Source organism: Bacillus sp. RHFS10, assembly GCF_016757475.1.
Taxonomy (GTDB): Bacteria; Bacillota; Bacilli; order Bacillales; family Bacillaceae; genus Bacillus; species Bacillus subtilis_G.
Window position 1 is genome coordinate 646,050 of the sequence record NZ_JAESPO010000001.1, and the last position, 22,582, is coordinate 668,631.

At 44.1% G+C, this 22,582-nt stretch carries 24 protein-coding genes; all 24 read left to right on the forward strand.

Annotated elements, in window-relative coordinates; genetic code table 11:
* Positions 1–9: 9 nt before the first annotated feature.
* On the forward strand, positions 10–1,047 hold the full coding sequence (locus tag JMN17_RS03420; protein WP_202327381.1) for an NAD(P)H-dependent glycerol-3-phosphate dehydrogenase: 1,038 nt from the start codon (positions 10–12) through the stop codon (positions 1,045–1,047).
* Positions 1,048–1,385: 338 nt separating this feature from the next.
* The gene (locus tag JMN17_RS03425; RefSeq protein WP_087990548.1) at positions 1,386–1,589 is read left to right on the forward strand and encodes a DUF2768 domain-containing protein; all 204 of its coding nucleotides are present in this window, start codon (positions 1,386–1,388) and stop codon (positions 1,587–1,589) included.
* Positions 1,590–1,610: 21 nt separating this feature from the next.
* The gene (locus tag JMN17_RS03430) at positions 1,611–2,345 is read left to right on the forward strand and encodes a hypothetical protein (protein WP_087990547.1); all 735 of its coding nucleotides are present in this window, start codon (positions 1,611–1,613) and stop codon (positions 2,343–2,345) included.
* 182 nt (positions 2,346–2,527) lie between these two features.
* Positions 2,528–4,006, forward strand: a complete 1,479-nt coding sequence (spoIVA, locus tag JMN17_RS03435; protein WP_087990546.1) for a stage IV sporulation protein A — start codon at positions 2,528–2,530, stop codon at positions 4,004–4,006.
* Between the two features lie 375 nt (positions 4,007–4,381).
* Complete coding sequence (gene hbs, locus JMN17_RS03440; protein WP_003153447.1) at positions 4,382–4,660, forward strand: non-specific DNA-binding protein Hbs; 279 nt, start codon at positions 4,382–4,384, stop codon at positions 4,658–4,660.
* 187 nt (positions 4,661–4,847) lie between these two features.
* The gene (gene folE / locus JMN17_RS03445; protein ID WP_202327382.1) at positions 4,848–5,420 is read left to right on the forward strand and encodes a GTP cyclohydrolase I FolE; all 573 of its coding nucleotides are present in this window, start codon (positions 4,848–4,850) and stop codon (positions 5,418–5,420) included.
* A gap of 21 nt (positions 5,421–5,441) precedes the next feature.
* Complete coding sequence (gene mtrB, locus JMN17_RS03450; protein ID WP_087990544.1) at positions 5,442–5,669, forward strand: trp RNA-binding attenuation protein MtrB; 228 nt, start codon at positions 5,442–5,444, stop codon at positions 5,667–5,669.
* A gap of 163 nt (positions 5,670–5,832) precedes the next feature.
* Positions 5,833–6,588 (forward strand): heptaprenyl diphosphate synthase component 1, encoded by a 756-nt coding sequence (gene hepS / locus JMN17_RS03455; RefSeq protein WP_064812849.1) that lies wholly within the window; start codon positions 5,833–5,835, stop codon positions 6,586–6,588.
* A gap of 6 nt (positions 6,589–6,594) precedes the next feature.
* Positions 6,595–7,296, forward strand: coding sequence for a demethylmenaquinone methyltransferase (gene menG / locus JMN17_RS03460; protein WP_087990542.1), 702 nt, complete (start codon positions 6,595–6,597; stop codon positions 7,294–7,296).
* A gap of 25 nt (positions 7,297–7,321) precedes the next feature.
* Complete coding sequence (hepT, locus tag JMN17_RS03465) at positions 7,322–8,284, forward strand: heptaprenyl diphosphate synthase component II (protein WP_176365272.1); 963 nt, start codon at positions 7,322–7,324, stop codon at positions 8,282–8,284.
* Positions 8,285–8,398: 114 nt separating this feature from the next.
* Positions 8,399–8,848 (forward strand): nucleoside-diphosphate kinase, encoded by a 450-nt coding sequence (ndk, locus tag JMN17_RS03470; protein WP_087990540.1) that lies wholly within the window; start codon positions 8,399–8,401, stop codon positions 8,846–8,848.
* A gap of 233 nt (positions 8,849–9,081) precedes the next feature.
* Positions 9,082–9,852: a protein-glutamate O-methyltransferase gene (locus JMN17_RS03475; RefSeq protein WP_202327384.1), complete on the forward strand. Its 771-nt coding sequence runs from the start codon at positions 9,082–9,084 to the stop codon at positions 9,850–9,852.
* 74 nt (positions 9,853–9,926) lie between these two features.
* Positions 9,927–11,099, forward strand: a complete 1,173-nt coding sequence (gene aroC, locus JMN17_RS03480) for a chorismate synthase (protein ID WP_202327392.1) — start codon at positions 9,927–9,929, stop codon at positions 11,097–11,099.
* Positions 11,099–12,187: a 3-dehydroquinate synthase gene (gene aroB / locus JMN17_RS03485; RefSeq protein WP_087990537.1), complete on the forward strand. Its 1,089-nt coding sequence runs from the start codon at positions 11,099–11,101 to the stop codon at positions 12,185–12,187. Before aroC ends, aroB begins: the two co-directional genes overlap by 1 nt.
* A complete protein-coding gene (gene aroH, locus JMN17_RS03490; RefSeq protein ID WP_087990536.1) occupies positions 12,184–12,567 on the forward strand; it encodes a chorismate mutase in 384 nt (127 codons plus the stop codon). Before aroB ends, aroH begins: the two co-directional genes overlap by 4 nt.
* A gap of 213 nt (positions 12,568–12,780) precedes the next feature.
* Positions 12,781–14,328: an anthranilate synthase component I gene (gene trpE, locus JMN17_RS03495; protein ID WP_202327394.1), complete on the forward strand. Its 1,548-nt coding sequence runs from the start codon at positions 12,781–12,783 to the stop codon at positions 14,326–14,328.
* A complete protein-coding gene (gene trpD / locus JMN17_RS03500) occupies positions 14,300–15,316 on the forward strand; it encodes an anthranilate phosphoribosyltransferase (protein ID WP_087990534.1) in 1,017 nt (338 codons plus the stop codon). Before trpE ends, trpD begins: the two co-directional genes overlap by 29 nt.
* Positions 15,309–16,061 (forward strand): indole-3-glycerol phosphate synthase TrpC, encoded by a 753-nt coding sequence (trpC, locus tag JMN17_RS03505; protein WP_202327396.1) that lies wholly within the window; start codon positions 15,309–15,311, stop codon positions 16,059–16,061. The genes trpD and trpC overlap by 8 nt, the downstream gene beginning before the upstream one ends.
* 4 nt (positions 16,062–16,065) lie before the next feature.
* Positions 16,066–16,713 (forward strand): phosphoribosylanthranilate isomerase, encoded by a 648-nt coding sequence (locus tag JMN17_RS03510; protein ID WP_202327398.1) that lies wholly within the window; start codon positions 16,066–16,068, stop codon positions 16,711–16,713.
* On the forward strand, positions 16,694–17,896 hold the full coding sequence (gene trpB, locus JMN17_RS03515) for a tryptophan synthase subunit beta (protein ID WP_087990531.1): 1,203 nt from the start codon (positions 16,694–16,696) through the stop codon (positions 17,894–17,896). The genes JMN17_RS03510 and trpB overlap by 20 nt, the downstream gene beginning before the upstream one ends.
* Positions 17,889–18,695 carry a tryptophan synthase subunit alpha gene (gene trpA, locus JMN17_RS03520; RefSeq protein WP_202327400.1) on the forward strand — a complete coding sequence of 269 codons (807 nt, stop codon included), beginning with the start codon at positions 17,889–17,891 and terminating at the stop codon, positions 18,693–18,695. The genes trpB and trpA overlap by 8 nt, the downstream gene beginning before the upstream one ends.
* A 6-nt stretch (positions 18,696–18,701) precedes the next feature.
* Complete coding sequence (gene hisC / locus JMN17_RS03525) at positions 18,702–19,784, forward strand: histidinol-phosphate transaminase (RefSeq protein ID WP_087990529.1); 1,083 nt, start codon at positions 18,702–18,704, stop codon at positions 19,782–19,784.
* Positions 19,785–19,832: 48 nt separating this feature from the next.
* Positions 19,833–20,948, forward strand: coding sequence for a prephenate dehydrogenase (locus JMN17_RS03530; RefSeq protein ID WP_087990528.1), 1,116 nt, complete (start codon positions 19,833–19,835; stop codon positions 20,946–20,948).
* An 11-nt stretch (positions 20,949–20,959) separates the two neighbouring features.
* A complete protein-coding gene (gene aroA / locus JMN17_RS03535) occupies positions 20,960–22,246 on the forward strand; it encodes a 3-phosphoshikimate 1-carboxyvinyltransferase (RefSeq protein WP_202327402.1) in 1,287 nt (428 codons plus the stop codon).
* The last annotated feature ends 336 nt before the right edge of the window (positions 22,247–22,582 follow it).

Below are 22,582 nucleotides of genomic sequence, written 5' to 3' on the forward strand. Positions count from 1 at the left end.
GAAGCAAATATGAAAAAAGTCACTATGCTCGGAGCGGGAAGCTGGGGGACGGCACTGGCTTTAGTGTTAGCCGATAATCATCACAATGTAACCATGTGGGGGCACCGTGCAGATCTGATTGATCAAATCAATGATCAGCATGAAAATAAGGATTATTTGCCGAACGTCAAGCTGCCGGAATCAATAGAGGCTACAACGGATATCGGGAAAGCTGTTTCGGACGCAGATTTCATTATTGTTGCGGTTCCGACAAAAGCGATTCGGGAAGTGCTGAGACAGGCTGTGCCTTTTATCACGAAAAAGGCAGTCTTTGTTCATGTCAGCAAGGGAATAGAGCCTGATTCGCTCCTTCGCATTTCTGAGATTATGGAAGACGAGCTCCCAAGCGATGTCAGAAAAGATGTTGTGGTCCTTTCCGGCCCGAGCCATGCGGAAGAAGTGGGGCTGCGCCATCCGACGACCGTTACTTCATCTTCAAAAAGCATGCGGGCAGCAGAAGAGGTGCAGGATTTATTTATTAATCACAATTTCCGGGTGTACACAAACCCTGACATTATCGGAGTTGAGATCGGCGGGGCTTTAAAAAATATCATTGCACTTGCCGCAGGAATTACAGACGGTTTAGGGTATGGCGACAATGCCAAAGCTGCATTGATTACGCGCGGACTTGCCGAAATCGCGAGACTCGGAACGAAAATGGGCGGGAATCCCCTGACGTTTTCTGGATTGACAGGAGTGGGCGATCTGATTGTGACGTGCACAAGTGTTCATTCCAGAAACTGGCGTGCCGGCAATTTGCTCGGAAAAGGGTACAAGCTCAAAGACGTTCTTGAAGAGATGGGAATGGTAGTCGAAGGCGTCCGTACGACAAAAGCGGCTTACCAGCTTTCGGAGAAATATGATGTGAAAATGCCGATTACAAAAGCACTCCATCAAGTTCTATTTAACGGACAAAAAGTGGAAACTGCTGTTGAATCTTTAATGGCGAGAGGGAAAACCCACGAGATGGAGGATCTGGTAAATACGTTTGAAAATCAAGTGAAGTAAAAGTGTCAATTGTATTGACGACCGCATATCTTAATTGAACGAAAGCCCGAAAAACAGTAGAACACCCAAGTCTTGGGATCTCCTGAAACATTTTGCTGATTTAGGCAATAGAGGATGCATCTGTATGCCAAGTCGCATACTATAGCATCGAAGTCCAAGAGAGTGTTTCTTAAACGTGCAGGTGAATATAGTCAATTTGACTGAAGCGAAGGTCCCCCTCTTTGCTTCAGTTTTTTGTTCTATCAAAGGATGGAAAATCTGGTTGATCTTTACCGGCGCTGTATATTAAAATGAAATATAACGCTTACATCATACATATTAGGGGGAGGCGCAGGTCATTGAGTCTGGCATTGATGAAAATGTGGTTTGCACTGGGGTCCATGGGCCTGATGTTTCTGGCTGTAGCGTCCATCTATTTAAGCCGGTTTAAGTTTCGGAATCGTTTTCTGAAGATTGCGGTTTCATCGTTTGCTTACATGTGTATGCTCATATCGGGAATTATTGTGTTTGTCGTGGTATTCAGCGGTCCTGTCAATGAATAAAGCTGTAAAAGGAAGTGCTGTATGGGTAAACTGAAGTGCGCTATGATTTTTGCGGCAGTCGTGTTTTTATCAGGCTGTTTATATCCAAATGAGCGGAAAAGCAGTGTACATGCCATTCCTTATCAGGACCAGTTAGAGCAGGTCCAGTCTGCTGTTGACGAATTCCAAAAGGCAAATGGAGGACTGCTTCCCATTCAAACAAAAGATATGTCGACACCTCTGTATCAAAAATATCCGATAGACTTTAACCGTTTAGCGCCGAGGTATATGGCCGAACCTCCAAGCACGGCATATGAAAGCGGAGGAGACTATCAATACGTGCTTGTCGACGTAGAGAACGATCCGACTGTTAAATTGATTGATCTAAAGATGGCTGAAAAAATCCGCGATGTGAAATTGCGTGTCCAAATGTACCGCCAGGAGCATCAATATCCGCCTTATCAGGATGTGCTGTCACGTGATTTATTTACACTAGATGAGAAGAAGCTGGGGGTTGGAAGCTCTCTTACAGTGACAAGCCCAATCTCAGGGAATTCCTTGCCGCTTATGATTGACGGAGACGGAGAAATATATGCCGATTACCGGACTGAGCTGGCTTCTTGGCTCAAAAAAAGCAAAAAAACGTTTAAGCCCGGATCTGAAATTCAGGATATGATTTGGCAAGAAACGCCTTTCGTCCCGGCGTTTTCTGTGAAATATACGGTAAATGACAAACAGGAACCTGTTTTTTTAGAAAATGATATGAAAAAGGAATGAACCTTTCTCCCTTGCATACAAATAGGGAGAAAGGTTTTTTTATACTTTAATAGATTGAGGACGGAAAATTTTCTAAAGATGTCATATTGAAATAGGACAACGTCATACACATATAGTGTCCTGTGTTTGATTGAAAGAGCTTAATAAAATTGATAAGGATAGGAAGTCCGGGAGGGATTCACTTGGAAAAGGTCGATATTTTCAAGGATATCGCTGAACGAACAGGAGGCGATATATACTTAGGAGTCGTAGGTGCTGTCCGTACAGGAAAATCCACGTTCATTAAAAAATTCATGGAGCTTGTGGTGCTCCCGAATATCGGTAACGAAGCAGACCGGGCCCGTGCGCAGGATGAGTTGCCGCAGAGCGCGGCCGGCAAAACGATTATGACTACAGAGCCTAAATTTGTTCCGAATCAGGCGATGTCTGTTCACGTGTCAGACGGACTCGATGTCAATATAAGATTAGTAGATTGTGTAGGCTACACAGTACCCGGCGCTAAAGGATATGAAGATGAAAACGGGCCGCGGATGATTAACACGCCTTGGTACGAAGAACCGATCCCATTTCATGAGGCTGCTGAAATTGGCACGCGAAAAGTCATTCAAGAACACTCGACCATCGGAGTTGTCATTACAACAGACGGCACCATTGGTGATATCGCCAGAAGTGACTATATAGAGGCTGAAGAAAGAGTCATTGAAGAGCTGAAAGAGGTTGGCAAACCCTTTATTATGGTCATCAACTCAGTCAGGCCGTATCATCCGGAAACAGAAGCCATGCGCCAGGATTTAAGCGAAAAATATGATATCCCGGTTTTGGCAATGAGCGTGGAAAGCATGCGGGAATCAGATGTGCTGAGTGTGCTCAGAGAAGCCCTCTACGAGTTTCCGGTGCTTGAGGTAAATGTCAACCTCCCAAGCTGGGTAATGGTGCTAAAAGAAAACCATTGGCTGCGTGAAAGCTACCAGGAATCCGTGAAGGAAACTGTTAAGGATATTAAGCGGCTTCGGGACGTAGACAGGGTTGTCGGCCAATTCAGCGAGTTTGAATTTATTGAAAGTGCCGGATTAGCCGGAATTGAGCTGGGTCAAGGGGTCGCAGAAATCGATTTGTACGCGCCGGACCACTTATATGATCAAATCTTGAAAGAAGTGGTGGGTGTTGAAATCAGAGGAAGAGACCATTTGCTTGAACTCATGCAAGACTTTGCCCATGCGAAAACAGAATATGATCAAGTGTCTGATGCCTTAAAAATGGTCAAACAGACGGGATACGGCATTGCAGCGCCTGCTTTAACTGATATGAGTCTCGATGAGCCGGAAATTATAAGGCAGGGCTCACGATTCGGTGTGAGGCTAAAAGCTGTCGCGCCATCGATCCATATGATCAAAGTAGACGTCGAAAGCGAATTCGCGCCGATTATCGGAACGGAAAAACAAAGCGAAGAGCTTGTACGCTATTTAATGCAGGACTTTGAGGATGATCCGCTCTCCATCTGGAACTCCGATATCTTCGGAAGATCACTGAGCTCAATTGTGAGAGAAGGGATTCAGGCAAAGCTGTCATTAATGCCTGAAAACGCGCGGTATAAATTAAAAGAAACGTTAGAAAGAATTATAAACGAAGGCTCTGGCGGCTTAATCGCCATCATCCTGTAATACCGGAAGACCTCTTTATAGAATGGGAGGTCTTTTTTCTTTGCTCTTAATAATGGAAAAGGATCAAAGAATAGGATGAAAAAAGCAAAAAAAAGGAATATTTGTTCGGTAAACCACGTTAAATCCTTGACGAGCAAGGGATTGACGCTTTAAAATGCTTGATATGGCTTTTTATATGTGTTACTCTACATACAGAAATTCTTCACTTTGTTGGACAAACATTCCTCAGAGTGCAGTTTTTCTTAAAAAGCCGTTTAATTGTCTTTCTCTTGCCTGCTCTGATTTTTTTCTGGGCCAGGTTTAGAATCAGACTGAACTGTGAAGAAATGATAATAAACGAACTGAATGTATCCCTTTTGGGAGGAGGTGAAAGGCATGAACAAAACAGAACTTATCAATGCGGTTGCAGAAGCAAGCGAATTGTCTAAAAAAGACGCTACAAAAGCAGTTGACTCTGTTTTTGATACGATCTTAGATGCACTTAAAAACGGTGATAAAATTCAACTGATCGGTTTTGGTAACTTCGAGGTGCGTGAACGTTCTGCACGTAAAGGACGCAACCCTCAAACAGGTGAAGAAATCGAAATTCCAGCGAGCAAAGTACCTGCTTTCAAACCAGGTAAAGCGCTTAAAGACGCAGTTGCCGGAAAATAATTGTGAATATAGATCGTGTATGCATCTAGCTTACATACACTTTATTTCTTCACAGAAAAGCCCCTTTCCAAGGGGCTTTTCATATTTCAAGGGCATGGGCTTCCTGACAGGGCATTCACTTTGCTTTTAGCGGGGCATGTGTGCTAGAATCGAAATTAAATGTATTCATTGGTGGAGGACATAGAACATGAAAGAAGTTAATAAAGAGCAAATCGAACAAGCTGTTCGTCAAATTTTAGAAGCGATCGGAGAAGACCCGAACAGAGAAGGGCTTCTTGATACTCCGAAAAGAGTCGCAAAGATGTACGCCGAAGTATTCTCCGGCTTGAATGAAGACCCAAAAGAACATTTCCAGACTATCTTCGGTGAAAACCATGAGGAGCTTGTTCTTGTAAAAGATATCGCGTTTCATTCTATGTGTGAGCATCACCTTGTTCCCTTTTATGGAAAAGCGCACGTTGCATATATACCGCGAGGCGGAAAGGTCACAGGGCTCAGTAAATTGGCGCGTGCCGTTGAAGCCGTTGCAAAGCGTCCGCAGCTTCAGGAGCGTATCACATCTACAATTGCGGAAAGCATCGTAGAAACGCTTGACCCGTATGGCGTCATGGTAGTGGTTGAAGCAGAACACATGTGCATGACGATGCGCGGTGTGAGAAAACCGGGTGCAAAAACCGTCACTTCAGCAGTCAGAGGCATTTTTAAAGATGATGCAGCTGCCCGTGCCGAAGTATTGGAACATATTAAACACCAGGACTAATAAAGATAGAGGGTGCTAGAAATGAACGAAAAGCATTCAAGTGATTTTGTCATCATAAAAGCGGTTGAAGACGGAGTGAATGTGATCGGCCTGACAAGAGGAACCGATACAAAGTTTCACCATTCCGAAAAACTCGACAAGGGAGAAGTAATCATCGCTCAGTTTACAGAGCATACTTCGGCCATTAAAATCAGAGGAGAGGCACTCATTCAAACCGCATACGGAGAAATGAAAAGCGAAAAAAAATAAGCTGGCTGTCCCCGCTGTTAAAAGCAAATGCTCGCAAACAGCGGGAGGATACAGCCAATTTCTTTTTTTTATGCTATAATGATACATGCGTAAGTGAATGAAAAGATAAAACTCATACATAGATTAAGAAATAAATGTGAATTTGGGGACAAGGGTGATATTTTTGCAAGACATCTACGGAACTTTAGCCAATCTGAACACAAAATTAAAACAAAAGCTGTCTCATCCTTATTTAGCGAAGCATATTTCTGCGCCGAAAATTGATGAGGATAAGCTTCTTCTTTTTCATGCTTTATTTGAAGAAGCCGACATAAAAAACAATGACAGAGAAAATTATATTGTAACAGCGATGCTTGTACAAAGCGCCCTTGATACCCATGATGAAGTGACGACAGCCAGAGTCATAAAACGAGACGAAAACAAAAACCGCCAATTGACTGTTCTCGCAGGCGATTATTTCAGCGGGCTGTACTACTCTTTACTATCTGAAATGAAGGATATCTACATGATTCGGACGCTTGCTACAGCTATCAAAGAAATCAATGAACACAAAATTCGGCTATATGACCGTTCTTTCAAGGATGAACACGATTTTTTCGAAAGTGTCGGCATTGTTGAGTCAGCTTTATTCCATCGGGTGGCGGAACACTTCAACCTCCCGCGCTGGAAAAAGCTGTCGAGTGATTTTTTTGTATTTAAGCGGCTTATGAACGGGAATGATACATTTCTGGATGTGATCGGCAGTTTTATACAGCTGGGAAAAACAAAAGAAGAGATATTAGAAGATTGTTTTAAAAAAGCGAAAAACAGCATTGAGTCACTTCTGCCTCTAAATTCACCTATTCAGCATATTTTATTAAACCGCCTGAAGACAATCAGCCAAGATCAAACCTATCATCAGAAAGTGGAAGAAGGGTAAACCATTATGCAGGACTCAAAAGAACAGCGCGTACACGGAGTATTTGAAAAAATATATAAAAACTACGACCAAATGAACTCTGTCATCAGTTTTCAGCAGCATAAAAAATGGCGCGACAAAACGATGCGCATCATGAATGTAAAAGAAGGCGCCAAGGCACTTGATGTCTGCTGCGGAACGGCTGACTGGACGATCGCTCTTGCAAAAGCAGCCGGTAAAAGCGGTGAGATCAAGGGCTTGGACTTCAGTGAAAATATGCTGAGTGTCGGCCAGCAGAAAGTAAAAGACGGCGGATTCAGCCAAATTGAACTGCTGCACGGAAATGCGATGGAGCTTCCCTTTGATGATGATACATTTGATTATGTGACCATTGGCTTCGGACTGCGCAATGTCCCTGATTACTTGACCGTACTGAAAGAGATGAGACGTGTGGTGAAGCCGGGCGGCCAGGTGGTATGTCTGGAAACGTCCCAGCCGGAAACGTTCGGATTCAGACAGGCTTACTTTATGTACTTTAAGTATATTATGCCGTTTTTCGGGAAATTGTTTGCGAAGAGCTATAAAGAATATTCTTGGCTTCAAGAATCAGCCAGAGAATTCCCTGGAATGAAAGAACTGGCGGGCCTGTTTGAAGAGGCGGGCTTGAAAAATGTCAAATATCATTCGTTTACTGGCGGAGTCGCTGCCACGCATATCGGATGGAAATGAAAACACAGATGTTTGGGTGAATGATATGAAATTTAAAATGGCCTACTCTTTTTTAAATGACGATATTGATGTAATTGAAAGAGAACTTGAACAAACCGTACGTTCCGATTACCCGCTTTTAAGCGAGGCGGGTCTTCATCTGCTGCAGGCGGGAGGGAAACGCATACGCCCTGTTTTCGTGCTGCTTTCCGGCATGTTTGGCGATTATGACATTAATAAGATTAAATATGTCGCCGTCACTTTGGAAATGATTCACATGGCATCTTTGGTTCATGATGATGTCATTGACGATGCGGAGCTTCGCAGAGGGAAGCCGACAATCAAAGCAAAGTGGGACAATCGCATTGCGATGTACACAGGTGATTATATGCTTGCGGGATCTCTTGAAATGATGACGAGAATTAACGAACCGAAAGCCCATAGGATTTTGTCGCAGACGATTGTTGAAGTTTGTCTTGGGGAAATCGAGCAGATCAAAGACAAATACAACATGGAACAAAACCTCAGAACATATCTCCGCCGCATCAAAAGAAAAACGGCGCTCCTTATCGCGGTCAGCTGCCAGCTCGGTGCCATTGCGTCCGGCGCTGATGAAAAGATTCATAAGGCGCTGTACTGGTTTGGGTATTACGTCGGCATGTCTTATCAAATCATTGATGATATTCTTGATTTTACTTCAACGGAAGAAGAGCTGGGCAAACCTGTTGGAGGAGATTTACTTCAAGGAAATGTTACATTGCCAGTGCTGTATGCCCTGAAAAATCCAGCATTAAAAAATCAGCTTAAATTGATTAACACCGAGACAACGCAGGAACAGCTTGAGCCGATCATTGAAGAAATGAAAAAAACAGATGCAATTGAAGCATCTATGGCAGTAAGCGAAATGTATCTGCAGAAAGCTTTCCAGAAATTAAACACGCTTCCGAGAGGGCGTGCACGTTCGTCTCTTGCGGCCATCGCAAAATATATCGGAAAAAGAAAATTTTAATTTTGTAGATATTTAGAAATTTCTCCGCCCCGGATTGATTAATTTTCAGAAAGATGTTACGATTTCGGTGTGCAGTGTGAAAGCCTATACATACATAATGATGGGGTGGAGAATGTGATGGAAAAGACTTTTATTATGGTGAAACCAGACGGTGTCCAACGTCAGCTCATTGGTGATATTTTGTCGAGATTCGAACGTAAGGGCTTACAATTATCTGGTGCCAAGTTAATGAGAGTGACTGAACAAATAGCTGAGAAACACTACGCCGAACATCAAGGGAAGCCTTTCTTCGGAGAGCTCGTTGAGTTTATTACTTCAGGACCTGTATTCGCAATGGTTTGGGAAGGCGAAAATGTCATTGAAGTGACACGACAGCTGATCGGAAAGACAAATCCTAAAGAAGCTTTGCCTGGCACAATTCGTGGAGATTATGGCATGTTTGTCGGAAAAAACATCATCCACGGCTCTGATTCTCTCGAAAGTGCTGAACGCGAGATTAACATTTTCTTTAAGAATGAAGAATTAGTATCATATCAACAGCTCATGGCAGGCTGGATCTATTAATCATTATGAAAATAAGTAGCAGGGCCGGCACTATGTAATGACGCCGGTTTTCGTTTTCTTTTGTAAAGGTTTACATTAAGTGAATAAGGGGTTAATGGCAATGTTGATCAGATTCCTGCCTTCCCAATGATCTAAAATCAGCTGAAAAGCTGATTTTTTTATTGAAACAATACAATTTTCTGAGAAAACAAGCTATACTAGGACAAAAAGACAGCGAGACTGGGAGAGTAGAGATGGATACATACAGCTTATTTATAACAAAATGGAAACAATTAACCGGTGTTGATTTAACTTTATATAAAGAAGCACAAATGAAGAGAAGGCTGACGTCGCTTTATGAGAAAAAGGGGTTTCAAAGCTTTAAGGATTTTGCGGCAGCCTTGGAAAAGGATCAAGCGCTCTTAAATGAAACACTGGACAGAATGACGATTAATGTTTCTGAATTTTATCGTAATTATAAAAGATGGGAAGTGCTTGAGACTGCTATTCTGCCGTTAATCAAGCATTCTAAGCCTTTAAAGATATGGAGTGCCGCCTGCTCAACGGGTGAGGAGCCTTATACGCTTGCCATGCTTTTGAATCAGCAAAAAGGTCTTCCCGGCTTTCAGATTCTGGCGACTGATATTGATGAAAAAGCATTGGAGAAAGCGAAAAAAGGCGTGTATCAGGAGCGGTCTTTACAGGAAGTGCCGACATCTGTGAAGGATCGTTATTTTACTCAGCATGCAAATAGAAGTTATGAAGTAAAACCGGAAATCAAAAATAATATTACATTCAAAAAGCACAATCTGCTGGCGGACCGTTATGAACAAGAATTTGACTTAATCGTGTGCCGAAATGTATTGATTTATTTTACAGAAAGCGCAAAGGATGAGCTTTATTTAAAAATGGCACAGAGCCTGAAAAAGAATGGGATTCTTTTTGTCGGCAGCACCGAGCAAATCTTCAATCCTGAGAAATTCGGCCTGGTTTCAGCTGATACATTCTTTTATCAAAAAAGATAGACTGACTTTTTGCTGAAAAATATGTTATAGTAGTTTTACTTAAAAGCGTTAATGCGATGAAGGGAGAAGAAGTCATGAGATATTTAACAGCCGGAGAATCACACGGCCCCCAACTGACGACCATTATTGAAGGTGTGCCTGCCGGGCTTTACATAATGGAGGAAGATATCAATTTTGAGCTTGCCAGACGCCAAAAAGGCCACGGCCGCGGCCGCCGCATGCAGATTGAAAAAGACCAGGCCAAAATTATGAGCGGGGTGCGCCATGCCCGAACGCTCGGTTCACCAATTGCTCTCGCAGTAGAAAACAACGACTGGAAACATTGGACTAAAATCATGGGTCCGGCTCCGATTACAGAGGATGAAGAAAAGGAAATGAAGCGTCAAATTTCCAGACCGAGACCAGGTCACGCTGACTTAAACGGTGCGATTAAATATAATCATCGCGATATGAGAAATGTGCTGGAGCGCTCTTCAGCAAGGGAAACAACTGTCAGAGTGGCGGCAGGAGCTGTCGCTAAAAAGATTCTTTCTGAGCTGGGCATTAAGGTGGCGGGCCATGTATTGCAAATTGGCGCAGTTAAAGCTGAGAAAACAGAATATACGTCAATTGATGACCTGCAGCGTGTCACGGAGGAGTCTCCGGTCAGATGCTACGATGAAGAAGCAGGCAACAAAATGATGGCTGCCATTGATGAAGCGAAGGCAAACGGCGATTCCATCGGCGGAATTGTAGAAGTCATTGTCGAGGGAATGCCAGTAGGCGTGGGCAGCTACGTCCATTATGACCGCAAGCTGGACAGCAAGCTTGCTGCTGCTGTACTTTCAATTAACGCATTTAAAGGTGTTGAATTCGGCATCGGCTTTGAGGCGGCCGGCAGAAATGGAAGCGAAGTTCATGATGAGATCATTTGGGACGAGGAAAAGGGATATACTCGCGCTACAAACAGACTTGGAGGACTGGAAGGCGGCATGACAACAGGTATGCCGATTGTTGTCCGCGGGGTCATGAAGCCGATTCCGACTTTGTATAAACCGCTGAAAAGCGTGGATATTGAAACAAAAGAACCATTTTCTGCCAGCATTGAACGTTCAGACAGCTGTGCAGTGCCTGCGGCAAGTGTAGTAGCTGAAGCCGCTGTCGCATGGGAAATTGCGAACGCAGTCGTTGAACAATTCGGCTTAGATCAAATCGACCGCATTAGAGAAAATGTGGAGAATATGAGAAAACTGTCGAGGGAATTTTAATGAGAACACTGCATGTTCAAACCGCTTCCTCGTCGTATCCTGTTTTTATCGGACAAGGCATCAGAAAAGAGGTTTGTGAACTATTAACCTCTTTAAACAGGCCTTTAACACGAATTATGCTTGTCACAGATGAAGAGGTGGATCGCCTGTATGGTGATGAAATGCTTCATTTGCTGGAAGAAAAATGGCCTGTGAAAAAAGTGACGGTGCCGAGCGGAGAGCAGGCGAAATCTATGGACATGTACACAAAACTGCAGAGTGAAGCGATTCGTTTTCATATGGATCGCTCCTCATGCATCATCGCATTCGGTGGCGGTGTTGTAGGAGATCTTGCCGGATTTGTGGCTGCTACTTTTATGCGCGGCATTGATTTTATTCAAATGCCTACGACGCTTTTAGCGCATGACAGCGCCGTCGGAGGAAAAGTGGCCGTGAATCATCCGCTCGGAAAAAATCTAATCGGTGCGTTTTATCAGCCGAAAGCCGTGCTCTACGATACAGACTTCCTTCGTTCTCTGTCCGAAAAGGAGCTTCGGTCCGGGATGGCAGAAGTGATTAAACACGCTTTTATCTATGACAAATCGTTTCTGGAAGAGCTGCTGAATATCCATTCATTGCACGATATTACAAGTGATCAGCTGAATGATATGATTTTTAAAGGCATTTCAATTAAAGCGTCTGTTGTTCAGCAGGATGAAAAAGAAGAGGGGATAAGAGCTTACTTAAACTTTGGACATACGCTCGGCCATGCCGTTGAGGCGGAATATGGATACGGGCAGATCACTCACGGTGATGCCGTAGCCCTCGGGATGCAGTTTGCTTTATATTTAAGCGAAAAGACAGCGGGCTGTGAAATGGACAGAAAACGTTTGGTCAGCTGGCTAAAAAGCTTGGGGTATCCAAGTCGAATCAAAAAAGAGGCGCAATCTTCAGTTCTTTTAGATCGCATGATGAATGATAAGAAAACCCGCGGCGGGATGATTCAGTTTATCGTGCTCAACGAATTAGGAAAAGTTGCTGATCGCACATTTTCCAAAAATGAACTAGAGAGCTGGCTGAACAAATGGCGATTGGAGGTAACATCATGATGATTCGCGGAATTCGCGGAGCAACTACAGTTGGACGGGATACTGAAGAAGAAATTTTACAAAAAACAAAACAGCTGTTAGAGAAAATCATAGAAGAAAACAAAACAAAGCCCGAAGATGTTGTTCAAATGCTTCTTTCGGCGACACCTGATTTGCACTCCGTTTTTCCGGCAAAAGCTGTTCGTGAGCTTTCAGGCTGGCAGTATGTGCCGGTAACATGTATGCAGGAAATGGATGTGGCCGGCGGTCTGAAAAAGTGCATAAGAGTCATGATGACCGTCCAGACAGATGTTCCTCAGGATCAGATCAGACATGTATATTTAGAAAAAGCCGTCGTATTAAGACCCGATTTATCATTGACAAAAAATACTGAATTGTAATACGATAAGAACAGCTTAGAAATACACAAGAGCGTGTATAAAGCGATTAAATGAGTTGAGTCAGAGAATAGGGTAGCAGAGAATGAGTTTAGTTGAGCTGAGACATGTATGTTTATTCTACCCAAAAGAAGCCTTTCTTTTGGGTTTATTTGTTATATCGTTTTATCCTCTCATGCCATCTTCTCATTCTCCTTGCCAAAAGGAGTGAGAGTTATGAATTTCCAATCAAACATTTCTGCATTTTTAGAGGACAGCTTGTCCTCCCACACTATACCGATTGTGGAGACCTTCACAGTCGATACGCTGACACCCATTCAAATGATAGAGAAGCTCGACAGGGAGATTACATATCTTCTTGAAAGCAAGGATGATACATCCAGTTGGTCAAGATATTCGTTTATCGGCCTGAATCCATTTCTCACGATTAAAGAAGAGGAGAGCCGTTTTACAGCTGCTGATCAGGACGGCAGATCTCTTTACACAGGAAACGAATTAAAAGAAGTGCTGAACTGGATGAATACCACGTACAAAATCAAAACGCCGGAGCTTGGTATTCCTTTTGTCGGCGGTGCTGTCGGATACTTAAGCTATGATATGATTCCGCTGATTGAGTCATCTGTTCCTCCGCACGCAAAGGAAACAGGATTGGAAAAGTGTATGCTCTTTGTTTGTCGGACATTAATTGCGTATGATCATGAAACCAAAAATGTCCACTTTATCCAATATGCGAGACTCAATGGACAAGAAACAGAAAACGAAAAAATCGATGTGTTTCATCAACATCATCAGGAGCTCCAAGATCTCATTGAAAAAATGATGAATCAAAAAAATATAAAAGAGCTGTTTCTATCTGCTGATTCATATCAGACACCCAGCTTTGAAACCGTGTCTTCTAATTATGAAAAATCGGCTTTTATGGCTGATGTAGAGAAAATCAAAGAATATATAAAAGCGGGCGATATCTTCCAAGGCGTTTTGTCACAGAAATTTGAGATTCCGATAAAAGCAGAGGCCTTTGAATTATACCGAGTGCTTAGGATCGTCAATCCTTCTCCGTATATGTATTATATGAAACTCCAAGACAGAGAAATAGTCGGCAGCTCTCCAGAACGGTTAATCCACGTTCAGGACGGGCACTTGGAAATCCATCCGATTGCCGGAACGAGAAAACGAGGCGCAGACAAAGAGGAGGATGAAAAACTCAAAGCTGAGCTGATGAAGGATGATAAAGAAAAAGCGGAGCACTACATGCTCGTTGATCTTGCTCGGAACGATGTCGGCAGAGTAGCAGAATACGGATCTGTTTCTGTGCCGGAGTTCACCAAAATTGTCTCCTTTTCGCATGTTATGCACATTATCTCAGTGGTTACTGGCCGCTTGAAAGAAGGTGTTCATCCTGTCGATGCACTGATGTCCGCTTTCCCGGCAGGAACTTTAACAGGTGCTCCAAAAATCCGTGCCATGCAGCTTTTGCAAGAGCTTGAGCCCACGCCGAGAGAGACATACGGCGGCTGTATCGCTTACATCGGATTTGACGGGAATATCGATTCTTGTATTACGATTCGCACGATGAGTGTAAAGAACGGTGTTGCATCAATACAAGCAGGAGCTGGTATTGTTGCTGATTCTATTCCGGAATCCGAATATGAAGAAAGCTGCAATAAAGCGGGTGCGCTGCTGAAAACGATTCATATTGCAGAAGACATGTTCCATAGCAAGGAGGATAAAGCTGATGAACAAATTTCTACAATTGTGCGTTGACGGAAAAACACTTACTGCCGGTGAGGCTGAAGCACTGATGAATATGATGATGACAGCGGAAATGGCTCCTTCTGAAATGGGCGGTATATTGTCTATCCTTGCCCATCGGGGAGAAACGCCAGCAGAGCTTACGGGTTTTGTGAAGGCGATGCGGGCGCGAGCTCTTGCAGTCGATGGACTTCCTGATGTAGTTGATACATGCGGTACCGGAGGAGATGGTGTTTCCACTTTTAATATCTCAACAGCATCGGCAATTGTTGCCTCTGCAGCCGGTGCAAAAATCGCTAAGCACGGCAATCGCTCTGTCTCTTCTAAAAGCGGAAGCGCTGATGTACTAGAGGAGTTAGAGGTTCCGATTCAAACTACTCCCGAGAAGGTTAAAAGCAGCATTGAAACTTACAATATGGGTTTTCTCTTTGCCCCGCTTTATCATTCGTCTATGAAACATGTAGCCGGTACAAGAAAAGAACTAGGTTTTAGAACGGTATTTAATCTGCTCGGACCGCTCAGCAATCCTTTACAAGCGAAGCGTCAGGTGATCGGAGTCTATTCCGCTGAAAAAGCGGGACTAATGGCAAGCGCGCTGGAGCCGTTTCAGCCGAAGCACGTCCTGTTCGTAGCAAGCCGTGACGGTTTAGATGAGCTTTCCATTACAGCACCGACTGATGTAATTGAATTAAAGGACGGGGAGCGCCGGGAATATACCGTATCACCCGAAGATTTCGGTTTCACAAATGGCAGACTTGAAGATTTACAGGTGCAGTCACCGAAAGAGAGTGCCTATCTCATTCAGAATATTTTTGAAAATAAAAGCAGCAGTTCCGCTTTATCTATTACTGCTTTTAATGCAGGGGCTGCGATATACACGGCGGGGATTACCGCCTCATTGAAGGAAGGAACCGAGCTAGCGTTAGAGACGATTACAAGCGGAGGCGCAGCCGCGCAGCTCGAACGACTAAAGCAGAAAGAGGAAGAGATCTATGCTTGAAAACATCATCAAACAAAAGAAAGAAGAAGTAAAAACACTGGTCCTGCCGGAAGAGCAGCCTTTCGAAAAACGTTCATTTAAAGAGGCGCTGGCAAGCCCGAATCGGTTTATCGGGTTGATTGCCGAAGTGAAGAAAGCTTCGCCGTCTAAGGGGCTTATTAAAAAGGATTTTGTCCCTGAGCGGATTGCAAAAGACTATCAAAATGCGATGGCAGATGCGCTTTCCGTTTTAACTGACACCCCGTTTTTTCAAGGGGAAAACAGCTATTTATCAGACGTGAAGCGCGCTGTTTCAATACCTGTACTTAGAAAAGATTTTATTATTGATTCTCTGCAAGTGGAGGAATCAAAAAGAATCGGAGCGGATGCCATATTGTTAATCGGTGAGGCGCTTGATCCTTTCCAACTTCACGAACTGTATCTGGAAGCAGGTGAAAAGCAGCTGGACGTGTTAGTGGAGGTTCATGATGCATCAACGCTTGAACAAATATTGAAAGTGTTCACACCTGATATTCTCGGCATCAACAATCGAAACTTAAAAACATTTGAAACCTCTATAAAACAGACAGAACAAATCGCAACTCTAGTTCCGAAAGAATCACTGCTAGTCAGCGAAAGCGGGATCGGTTCTTTAGAACACTTAACATTCGTCAAAGAACAAGGGGCACAAGCTGTGCTTATCGGTGAATCATTGATGAGACAAACATCACAGCAAAAAGCAATCTATGCTTTGTTTGGGGAGTGAGGATGTGAAGAAGCCGGCATTAAAATATTGCGGCATACGGTCATTGCAGGATTTGCAGCTTGCAGCGGACTCACAGGCTGATTATCTGGGCTTTATTTTTGCTGAAAGCAAACGAAAAGTATCTCCGCAAGATGTGAAAAAGTGGCTGAGTCAAGTTCGTGTCGAAAAACAGGTTGCAGGGGTTTTTGTTAATGAATCGATAGAGATGATGTCACGCATTGCCGAAGACTTGAATCTCGACGTCATTCAGCTTCACGGTGATGAGGAACCTGAGGATGCCGAGGCGCTTCGCATGCTGACAGATTGTGAAATATGGAAGGCGCTTCACCATCATGAGAACACAACTCAAGAAATAGCCCGCTTTAAAGGTGATGTGGACGGCTTTGTGATTGATTCATCTGTCAAAGGGGCAAGAGGCGGCACTGGTGTTGCTTTTTCGTGGGATTGTGTGCCGGAATACCAGCAGGCGGCTATAGGCAAACGCTGTTTTATCGCAGGCGGCGTGAATCCTGATACCATCACAGACCTATTGAAATATCATCCGGCAGGAATTGACCTAGCCAGCGGAATCGAAAAAAACGGACAAAAAGATCAGAATCTGATGAGGTTTTTAGAAGAAAGGATGAATCAATATGTATCCATACCCGAATGAAATAGGCAGATACGGCGATTTTGGCGGAAAGTTTGTTCCGGAAACACTGATGCAGCCGTTAGAAGAAATTGAAACCGCATTTAAAGAAATCAAGGATGATCCTGTTTTTCGTAATGAATATTACAAGCTGTTAAATGACTATTCCGGTAGGCCGACTGCACTCACATTTGCTGATCGAGTTACTGAGTATTTAGGCGGCGCGAAAATTTATTTGAAACGAGAAGATTTGAACCATACAGGGTCTCATAAAATCAATAATGCGTTAGGTCAAGCGCTGCTCGCTAAGAAAATGGGAAAAACGAAAATCATTGCTGAAACCGGCGCTGGTCAACACGGTGTTGCCGCAGCGACAGTCGCAGCTAAATTCGGCTTTTCCTGCACTGTGTTTATGGGCGAGGAGGATGTTGCCCGCCAGTCTCTGAATGTTTTCCGCATGAAGCTGCTTGGAGCGGAAGTTGTGCCTGTAACAAGCGGAAACGGCACATTGAAGGATGCCACAAATGAGGCGATTCGGTACTGGGTTCAACATTGCGAGGATCATTTTTACATGATTGGATCAGTTGTCGGACCGCACCCTTATCCGCAAGTGGTTCGTGAATTTCAAAAAATGATCGGAGAAGAAGCGAAGGATCAGCTGAAACGCATTGAAGGCGCTCTGCCTGATAAAGTAGTGGCGTGTGTAGGCGGAGGAAGTAATGCGATGGGCATGTTTCAGTCGTTTTTAGATGAAGACGTTGAACTGATCGGTGCTGAAGCAGCCGGAAAAGGAATTGATACTCCTCTTCATGCCGCTACTATCTCGAAAGGAACCGTAGGCGTTATTCACGGTTCATTGACTTATCTCATTCAAGATGAGTTCGGGCAAATTATTGAGCCTTACTCCATTTCAGCAGGACTCGACTACCCTGGAATCGGTCCGGAGCACGCTTATTTGCATAAGAGCGGCCGTGTCACTTATGACAGTATCACAGACGAAGAAGCGGTGGATGCATTAAAACTCTTATCAGAAAAAGAAGGAATTTTGCCGGCGATTGAATCTGCCCATGCGTTAGCGAAAGCATTCAAACTCGCCAAAGAGATGGATCGCAATCAAATCATTCTTGTCTGTTTATCAGGACGGGGAGATAAGGATGTCAACACATTAATGAATGTATTGGAAGAAGAGGTGAAAGCGCATGTTTAAATTAAACCTTCAATCGCCAGAAAAATTGTTTATCCCGTTTATTACAGCGGGTGATCCATTGCCTGAGGTTTCGATTGAACTGGCGAAGTCTCTCCAAAAAGCAGGTGCCACGGCATTGGAGCTTGGTGTTCCATACTCAGACCCGCTTGCAGACGGTTCGGTGATCCAGAGAGCTTCAAAGCGGGCGCTTGATCATGGAATGAATATCGTAAAGGCAATCGAATTAGGCGGAAAAATGAAAAAAAACGGAGTGGATATTCCGATTATCCTCTTTACGTATTATAATCCTGTGTTACAATTGAACAAAGAATACTTTTTCGCTTTACTGCGGGAAAATCATATTGACGGTCTGCTTGTTCCGGATCTGCCATTAGAAGAAAGCGCCAGCCTCCAAGCGGAATGCAAAAATCATGAGGTGACGTATATTTCTTTGGTTGCGCCGACAAGCGAAAGCCGTTTGAAAACCATTATTGAACAAGCCGAGGGCTTCGTCTACTGTGTATCTTCTCTAGGTGTGACCGGTGTCCGCAATGAGTTCAATTCATCCGTCTATCCGTTCATCCGGGCAGTGAAGGATCTCAGTACTGTTCCGGTTGCTGTAGGATTCGGTATTTCAAACCGCGAACAGGTTATGAAGATGAATAAAATTTGTGACGGTGTCGTAGTGGGAAGTGCGCTCGTCAGAAAAATAGAAGAGCTAAAGGACCGGCTCATCAGCGCTGAAACGAGAGATCAAGCGCTGCAGGAGTTTGAAGATTACGCAACGGCGTTTGGCGGCTTGTACAGTTTAAAGAGGTGACTGGATTTGCGTATCAAAGAACATTTAAAACAGCTGAAGCCTTATCAGCCTGGTAAGCCGATTGAAGCAGTGAAATTAGAATATGGCTTGGATAAAGTCGTGAAGCTAGCTTCAAATGAGAACCCTTACGGCTGTTCAGAAGCGGCAAAAGAGGCGCTTCATCATGAGATTCAACAGCTTGCCCTTTACCCCGATGGGTATAGCGCCGCTTTGCGGACAAGGCTCAGTGAGCACCTCAATGTCAGCGAAACATCGCTTATTTTCGGAAACGGTTCAGATGAAATCATTCAGATCATCTGCCGGGCATTTTTAAATGAGAAAACCAACACGATAACAGCTGCACCGACTTTTCCGCAATATAAACACAATGCGGTCATTGAAGGTGCTGAAGTTCGTGAAATCGCACTTCGTCCTGACGGCTCACATGATGTAGACGCCATGCTTGAAGCGATTGACGAACAGACACAAGTCGTTTGGATATGCAGCCCGAATAACCCGACTGGCACTTATACATCAGAAGGAGAATTACTTGCTTTTCTGGAGCGCGTGCCTTCTCGTGTCCTCGTTGTGCTTGACGAAGCATATTATGAATATGTAACAGCAGAGGATTACCCGGAAACCGTGCCGCTCTTAAGCAACTATTCCAATCTAATGATATTGCGCACATTTTCAAAGGCTTACGGACTGGCAGCGCTCAGAGTCGGATACGGAATTGCTGACGAGAACCTGATTCGCCAGATTGAGCCGGCCAGAGAGCCTTTTAACACGAGCCGTCTAGGCCAGGCTGCGGCGATCGCAGCGCTTGATGACCAAGCGTTTATTACGTCCTGTGTCGAGCAAAATAAAGCAGGCCTTCAGCAATATTTTGATTTTGCTCAGACTCATGGTTTAAAGTGCTACCCTTCAGAAACAAATTTTGTGTTAATAGACTGTAACCGTCCTTCCGATGAACTGTTTCAGGCTCTCCTGGAAAAAGGCTATATTGTCCGGTCAGGAAATGCATTAGGTTTCCCGACATCACTCCGGATAACGATCGGAACAAAAGAGCAAAATGAAGAAATCCTTGCAATTTTAGCTGAAATTTTATAAGAGGTGATTAAATATCACCTCTTTAGTCTATAAACCAGGTGATGACGTATGAATCGAATGAAAGACACAATATTGCTCGCCGGTCTCGGATTGATAGGCGGTTCGATTGCGTTAGCGATCAAAAAAAAGCATCCCGGCAAACGGATTATCGGGATCGACATTTCTGATGAACAGGCGGTAGCCGCTTTAAAATTAGGTGTGATTGACGAGCGTGCTGATTCGTTTATTAGCGGTGCGAAAGAGGCAGCTACAGTGATCATTGCGACACCTGTCGCGCAAACGCTGCTTATGCTTGATGAGCTGGCTCATTCAGGAATTGAACACCAGCTTTTGATTACCGATGTAGGAAGCACAAAGCAAAAAGTGGTTCAATATGCTGATCAAGTGCTGCCTAGCCGCTATCAATTTGTCGGAGGGCATCCGATGGCGGGGTCACACAAATCAGGAGTGGCTGCTGCGAAGGAATTCCTGTTTGAAAATGCATTTTATATTTTAACGCCAGGGCATAAAACGGAAAGACAAGCGGTAGAACAGTTAAAAAACCTGCTGAACGGGACAAATGCCCATTTTGTGGAAATGTCACCGGAAGAGCATGATGGCGTGACAAGTGTGATCAGTCATTTTCCGCATATTGTCGCAGCAAGCCTTGTTCACCAAACCCATCATTCGGAAGAGCTTTATCCGCTTGTTAAGCGTTTTGCTGCCGGCGGGTTCAGGGATATTACGAGGATTGCATCGAGCAGCCCGGCAATGTGGCGGGATATTCTATTACATAATAAAGATAAAATCTTGGATCGTTTTGATGAGTGGATTCGAGAAATCGAGACGATCCGGACATATGTAGAACAAGAAGATGCGGAAAATCTATTTCGTTATTTTAAAAACGCTAAGGATTATCGCGACGGGCTGCCGCTTCGGCAGAAGGGTGCGATCCCTGCATTTTATGATTTATATGTGGATGTTCCCGACCATCCGGGTGTGATTTCCGAGATAACGGCTATATTAGCTGCGGAGCGCATCAGTATTACGAATATCCGCATTATTGAAACACGAGAAGATATTAACGGGATTTTAAGGATCAGTTTTCAGTCTGATGACGACCGCAAACGGGCTGAACATTGCATTGAAGCCCGGGCGGAATATGAAACTTTTTATGCTGATTGAGGTGGAAAATAATGAAAAGAGAAAAGGTGCAGGCTTTAAACGGAGAAATACAGATTCCCGGTGATAAATCCATTTCTCATCGCTCCGTCATGTTTGGGGCGCTGGCGAAAGGCACAACAACTGTTAAAAACTTTCTGCCGGGAGCGGATTGTCTGAGCACGATCGATTGCTTTAGAAAAATGGGTGTTCAAATCGAGCAAAACGGCAGCGATGTAGTGATTTACGGAAAAGGAATCGATTCCCTGAGCGAGCCAGAAAGCTTTTTAGACGTCGGAAATTCAGGCACAACGATTCGCCTGATGCTCGGAATTTTGGCGGGCCGTCCTTTTTACAGTGCGGTAGCTGGAGATGAGAGCATTGCAAAGCGCCCTATGAAACGTGTAACTGAGCCTTTGAAACAAATGGGGGCTAAAATCGACGGCAGATCCGGCGGAGAATTTACACCTCTGTCAGTGAGCGGCGCTTCATTAAAAGGAATTGATTTTGTCTCACCTGTTGCAAGCGCGCAAATTAAATCGGCTGTTTTGCTGGCCGGACTGCAAGCTGAGGGCACAACAACCGTCACAGAGCCTCATAAATCTCGTGACCACACTGAGCGGATGCTTTCTGCTTTTGGGGTTAAACTTTCTGAAGATCAAACGAGTGTTTCTATTGCAGGAGGCCAGAAACTGACAGCTGCAGATATTTTTGTTCCTGGGGACATTTCTTCAGCGGCGTTTTTCCTTGCTGCGGGTGCAATGGTTCCAAACAGCAGCATTGTACTGAAAAACGTAGGTTTAAATCCGACTCGGACAGGTATCATTGACGTCCTTCAAAACATGGGGGCAAAACTTGACATCAAACCGTCTGCTGACAGCAGTGCGGAGCCTTACGGAGATTTGGTCATAGAAACGTCATCTCTAAAAGCGGTTGAAATCGGAGGAAATATTATTCCGCGTTTAATTGATGAAATCCCTATCATCGCGCTTCTTGCGACTCAGGCGGAAGGAATCACCGTAATTAAGGACGCGGCAGAGCTTAAAGTAAAAGAAACAAACCGCATTGACACTGTGGTTTCCGAGCTTCGTAAGCTGGGTGCTGAGATTGAACCGACAGCAGATGGAATGATGATTCATGGCAAACAAACACTAAAAGGCGGCGCCACAGTGTCCAGTCATGGAGATCATCGAATCGGAATGATGCTTGGCATCGCTTCCTCTATAACGGAGGAGCCGATTGAAATCGAGCAGACAGATGCCATTCATGTCTCTTATCCAACCTTCTTCGAGCATTTAACGACGCTTTCAAACAAATCCTGAAGTTCTTGCTTCAGGATTTTTTGTGCGGATTGGCTGTAAGAATCACAATTCAAGGAAAAAAACATAGCTTGTCTTATAGAGGGAAAAGAAAAACGAAAAGGGGGGATTTGCTTTACTTACAAGCCGGCAGGTCAGAGAGCTGCTTTACTGTACAGAGGGCGATCTTCCTTTTTTCATTTTCTATCTCAAGATCTTTTGGTAAACTAAAAAGACTCAATCATTCCCTGCCGTACAGCAAGCATCTTATTTGCCGGGGGCAATCGTCTGAATTATGATAAGATTAACCCCAACAAATAAAGTTTTTTGTATGGTTGATGTTGTATAGGAAAAGAAAGG

Bases quoted from the DNA above. Each gene is read 5' to 3' on its own strand.
- JMN17_RS03420 (WP_202327381.1), top strand. From the start codon at position 10: ATGAAAAAAGTCACTATGCTCGGAGCGGGAAGCTGGGGGACGGCACTG.
- JMN17_RS03430 (WP_087990547.1), top strand. From the start codon at position 1,611: ATGGGTAAACTGAAGTGCGCTATGATTTTTGCGGCAGTCGTGTTTTTA.
- hbs (WP_003153447.1), top strand. From the start codon at position 4,382: ATGAACAAAACAGAACTTATCAATGCGGTTGCAGAAGCAAGCGAATTG.
- folE (WP_202327382.1), top strand. From the start codon at position 4,848: ATGAAAGAAGTTAATAAAGAGCAAATCGAACAAGCTGTTCGTCAAATT.
- mtrB (WP_087990544.1), top strand. From the start codon at position 5,442: ATGAACGAAAAGCATTCAAGTGATTTTGTCATCATAAAAGCGGTTGAA.
- menG (WP_087990542.1), top strand. From the start codon at position 6,595: ATGCAGGACTCAAAAGAACAGCGCGTACACGGAGTATTTGAAAAAATA.
- hepT (WP_176365272.1), top strand. From the start codon at position 7,322: ATGAAATTTAAAATGGCCTACTCTTTTTTAAATGACGATATTGATGTA.
- JMN17_RS03475 (WP_202327384.1), top strand. From the start codon at position 9,082: ATGGATACATACAGCTTATTTATAACAAAATGGAAACAATTAACCGGT.
- aroC (WP_202327392.1), top strand. From the start codon at position 9,927: ATGAGATATTTAACAGCCGGAGAATCACACGGCCCCCAACTGACGACC.
- aroB (WP_087990537.1), top strand. From the start codon at position 11,099: ATGAGAACACTGCATGTTCAAACCGCTTCCTCGTCGTATCCTGTTTTT.
- aroH (WP_087990536.1), top strand. From the start codon at position 12,184: ATGATGATTCGCGGAATTCGCGGAGCAACTACAGTTGGACGGGATACT.
- trpE (WP_202327394.1), top strand. From the start codon at position 12,781: ATGAATTTCCAATCAAACATTTCTGCATTTTTAGAGGACAGCTTGTCC.
- trpD (WP_087990534.1), top strand. From the start codon at position 14,300: ATGAACAAATTTCTACAATTGTGCGTTGACGGAAAAACACTTACTGCC.
- trpC (WP_202327396.1), top strand. From the start codon at position 15,309: ATGCTTGAAAACATCATCAAACAAAAGAAAGAAGAAGTAAAAACACTG.
- trpB (WP_087990531.1), top strand. From the start codon at position 16,694: ATGTATCCATACCCGAATGAAATAGGCAGATACGGCGATTTTGGCGGA.
- trpA (WP_202327400.1), top strand. From the start codon at position 17,889: ATGTTTAAATTAAACCTTCAATCGCCAGAAAAATTGTTTATCCCGTTT.
- JMN17_RS03530 (WP_087990528.1), top strand. From the start codon at position 19,833: ATGAATCGAATGAAAGACACAATATTGCTCGCCGGTCTCGGATTGATA.
- aroA (WP_202327402.1), top strand. From the start codon at position 20,960: ATGAAAAGAGAAAAGGTGCAGGCTTTAAACGGAGAAATACAGATTCCC.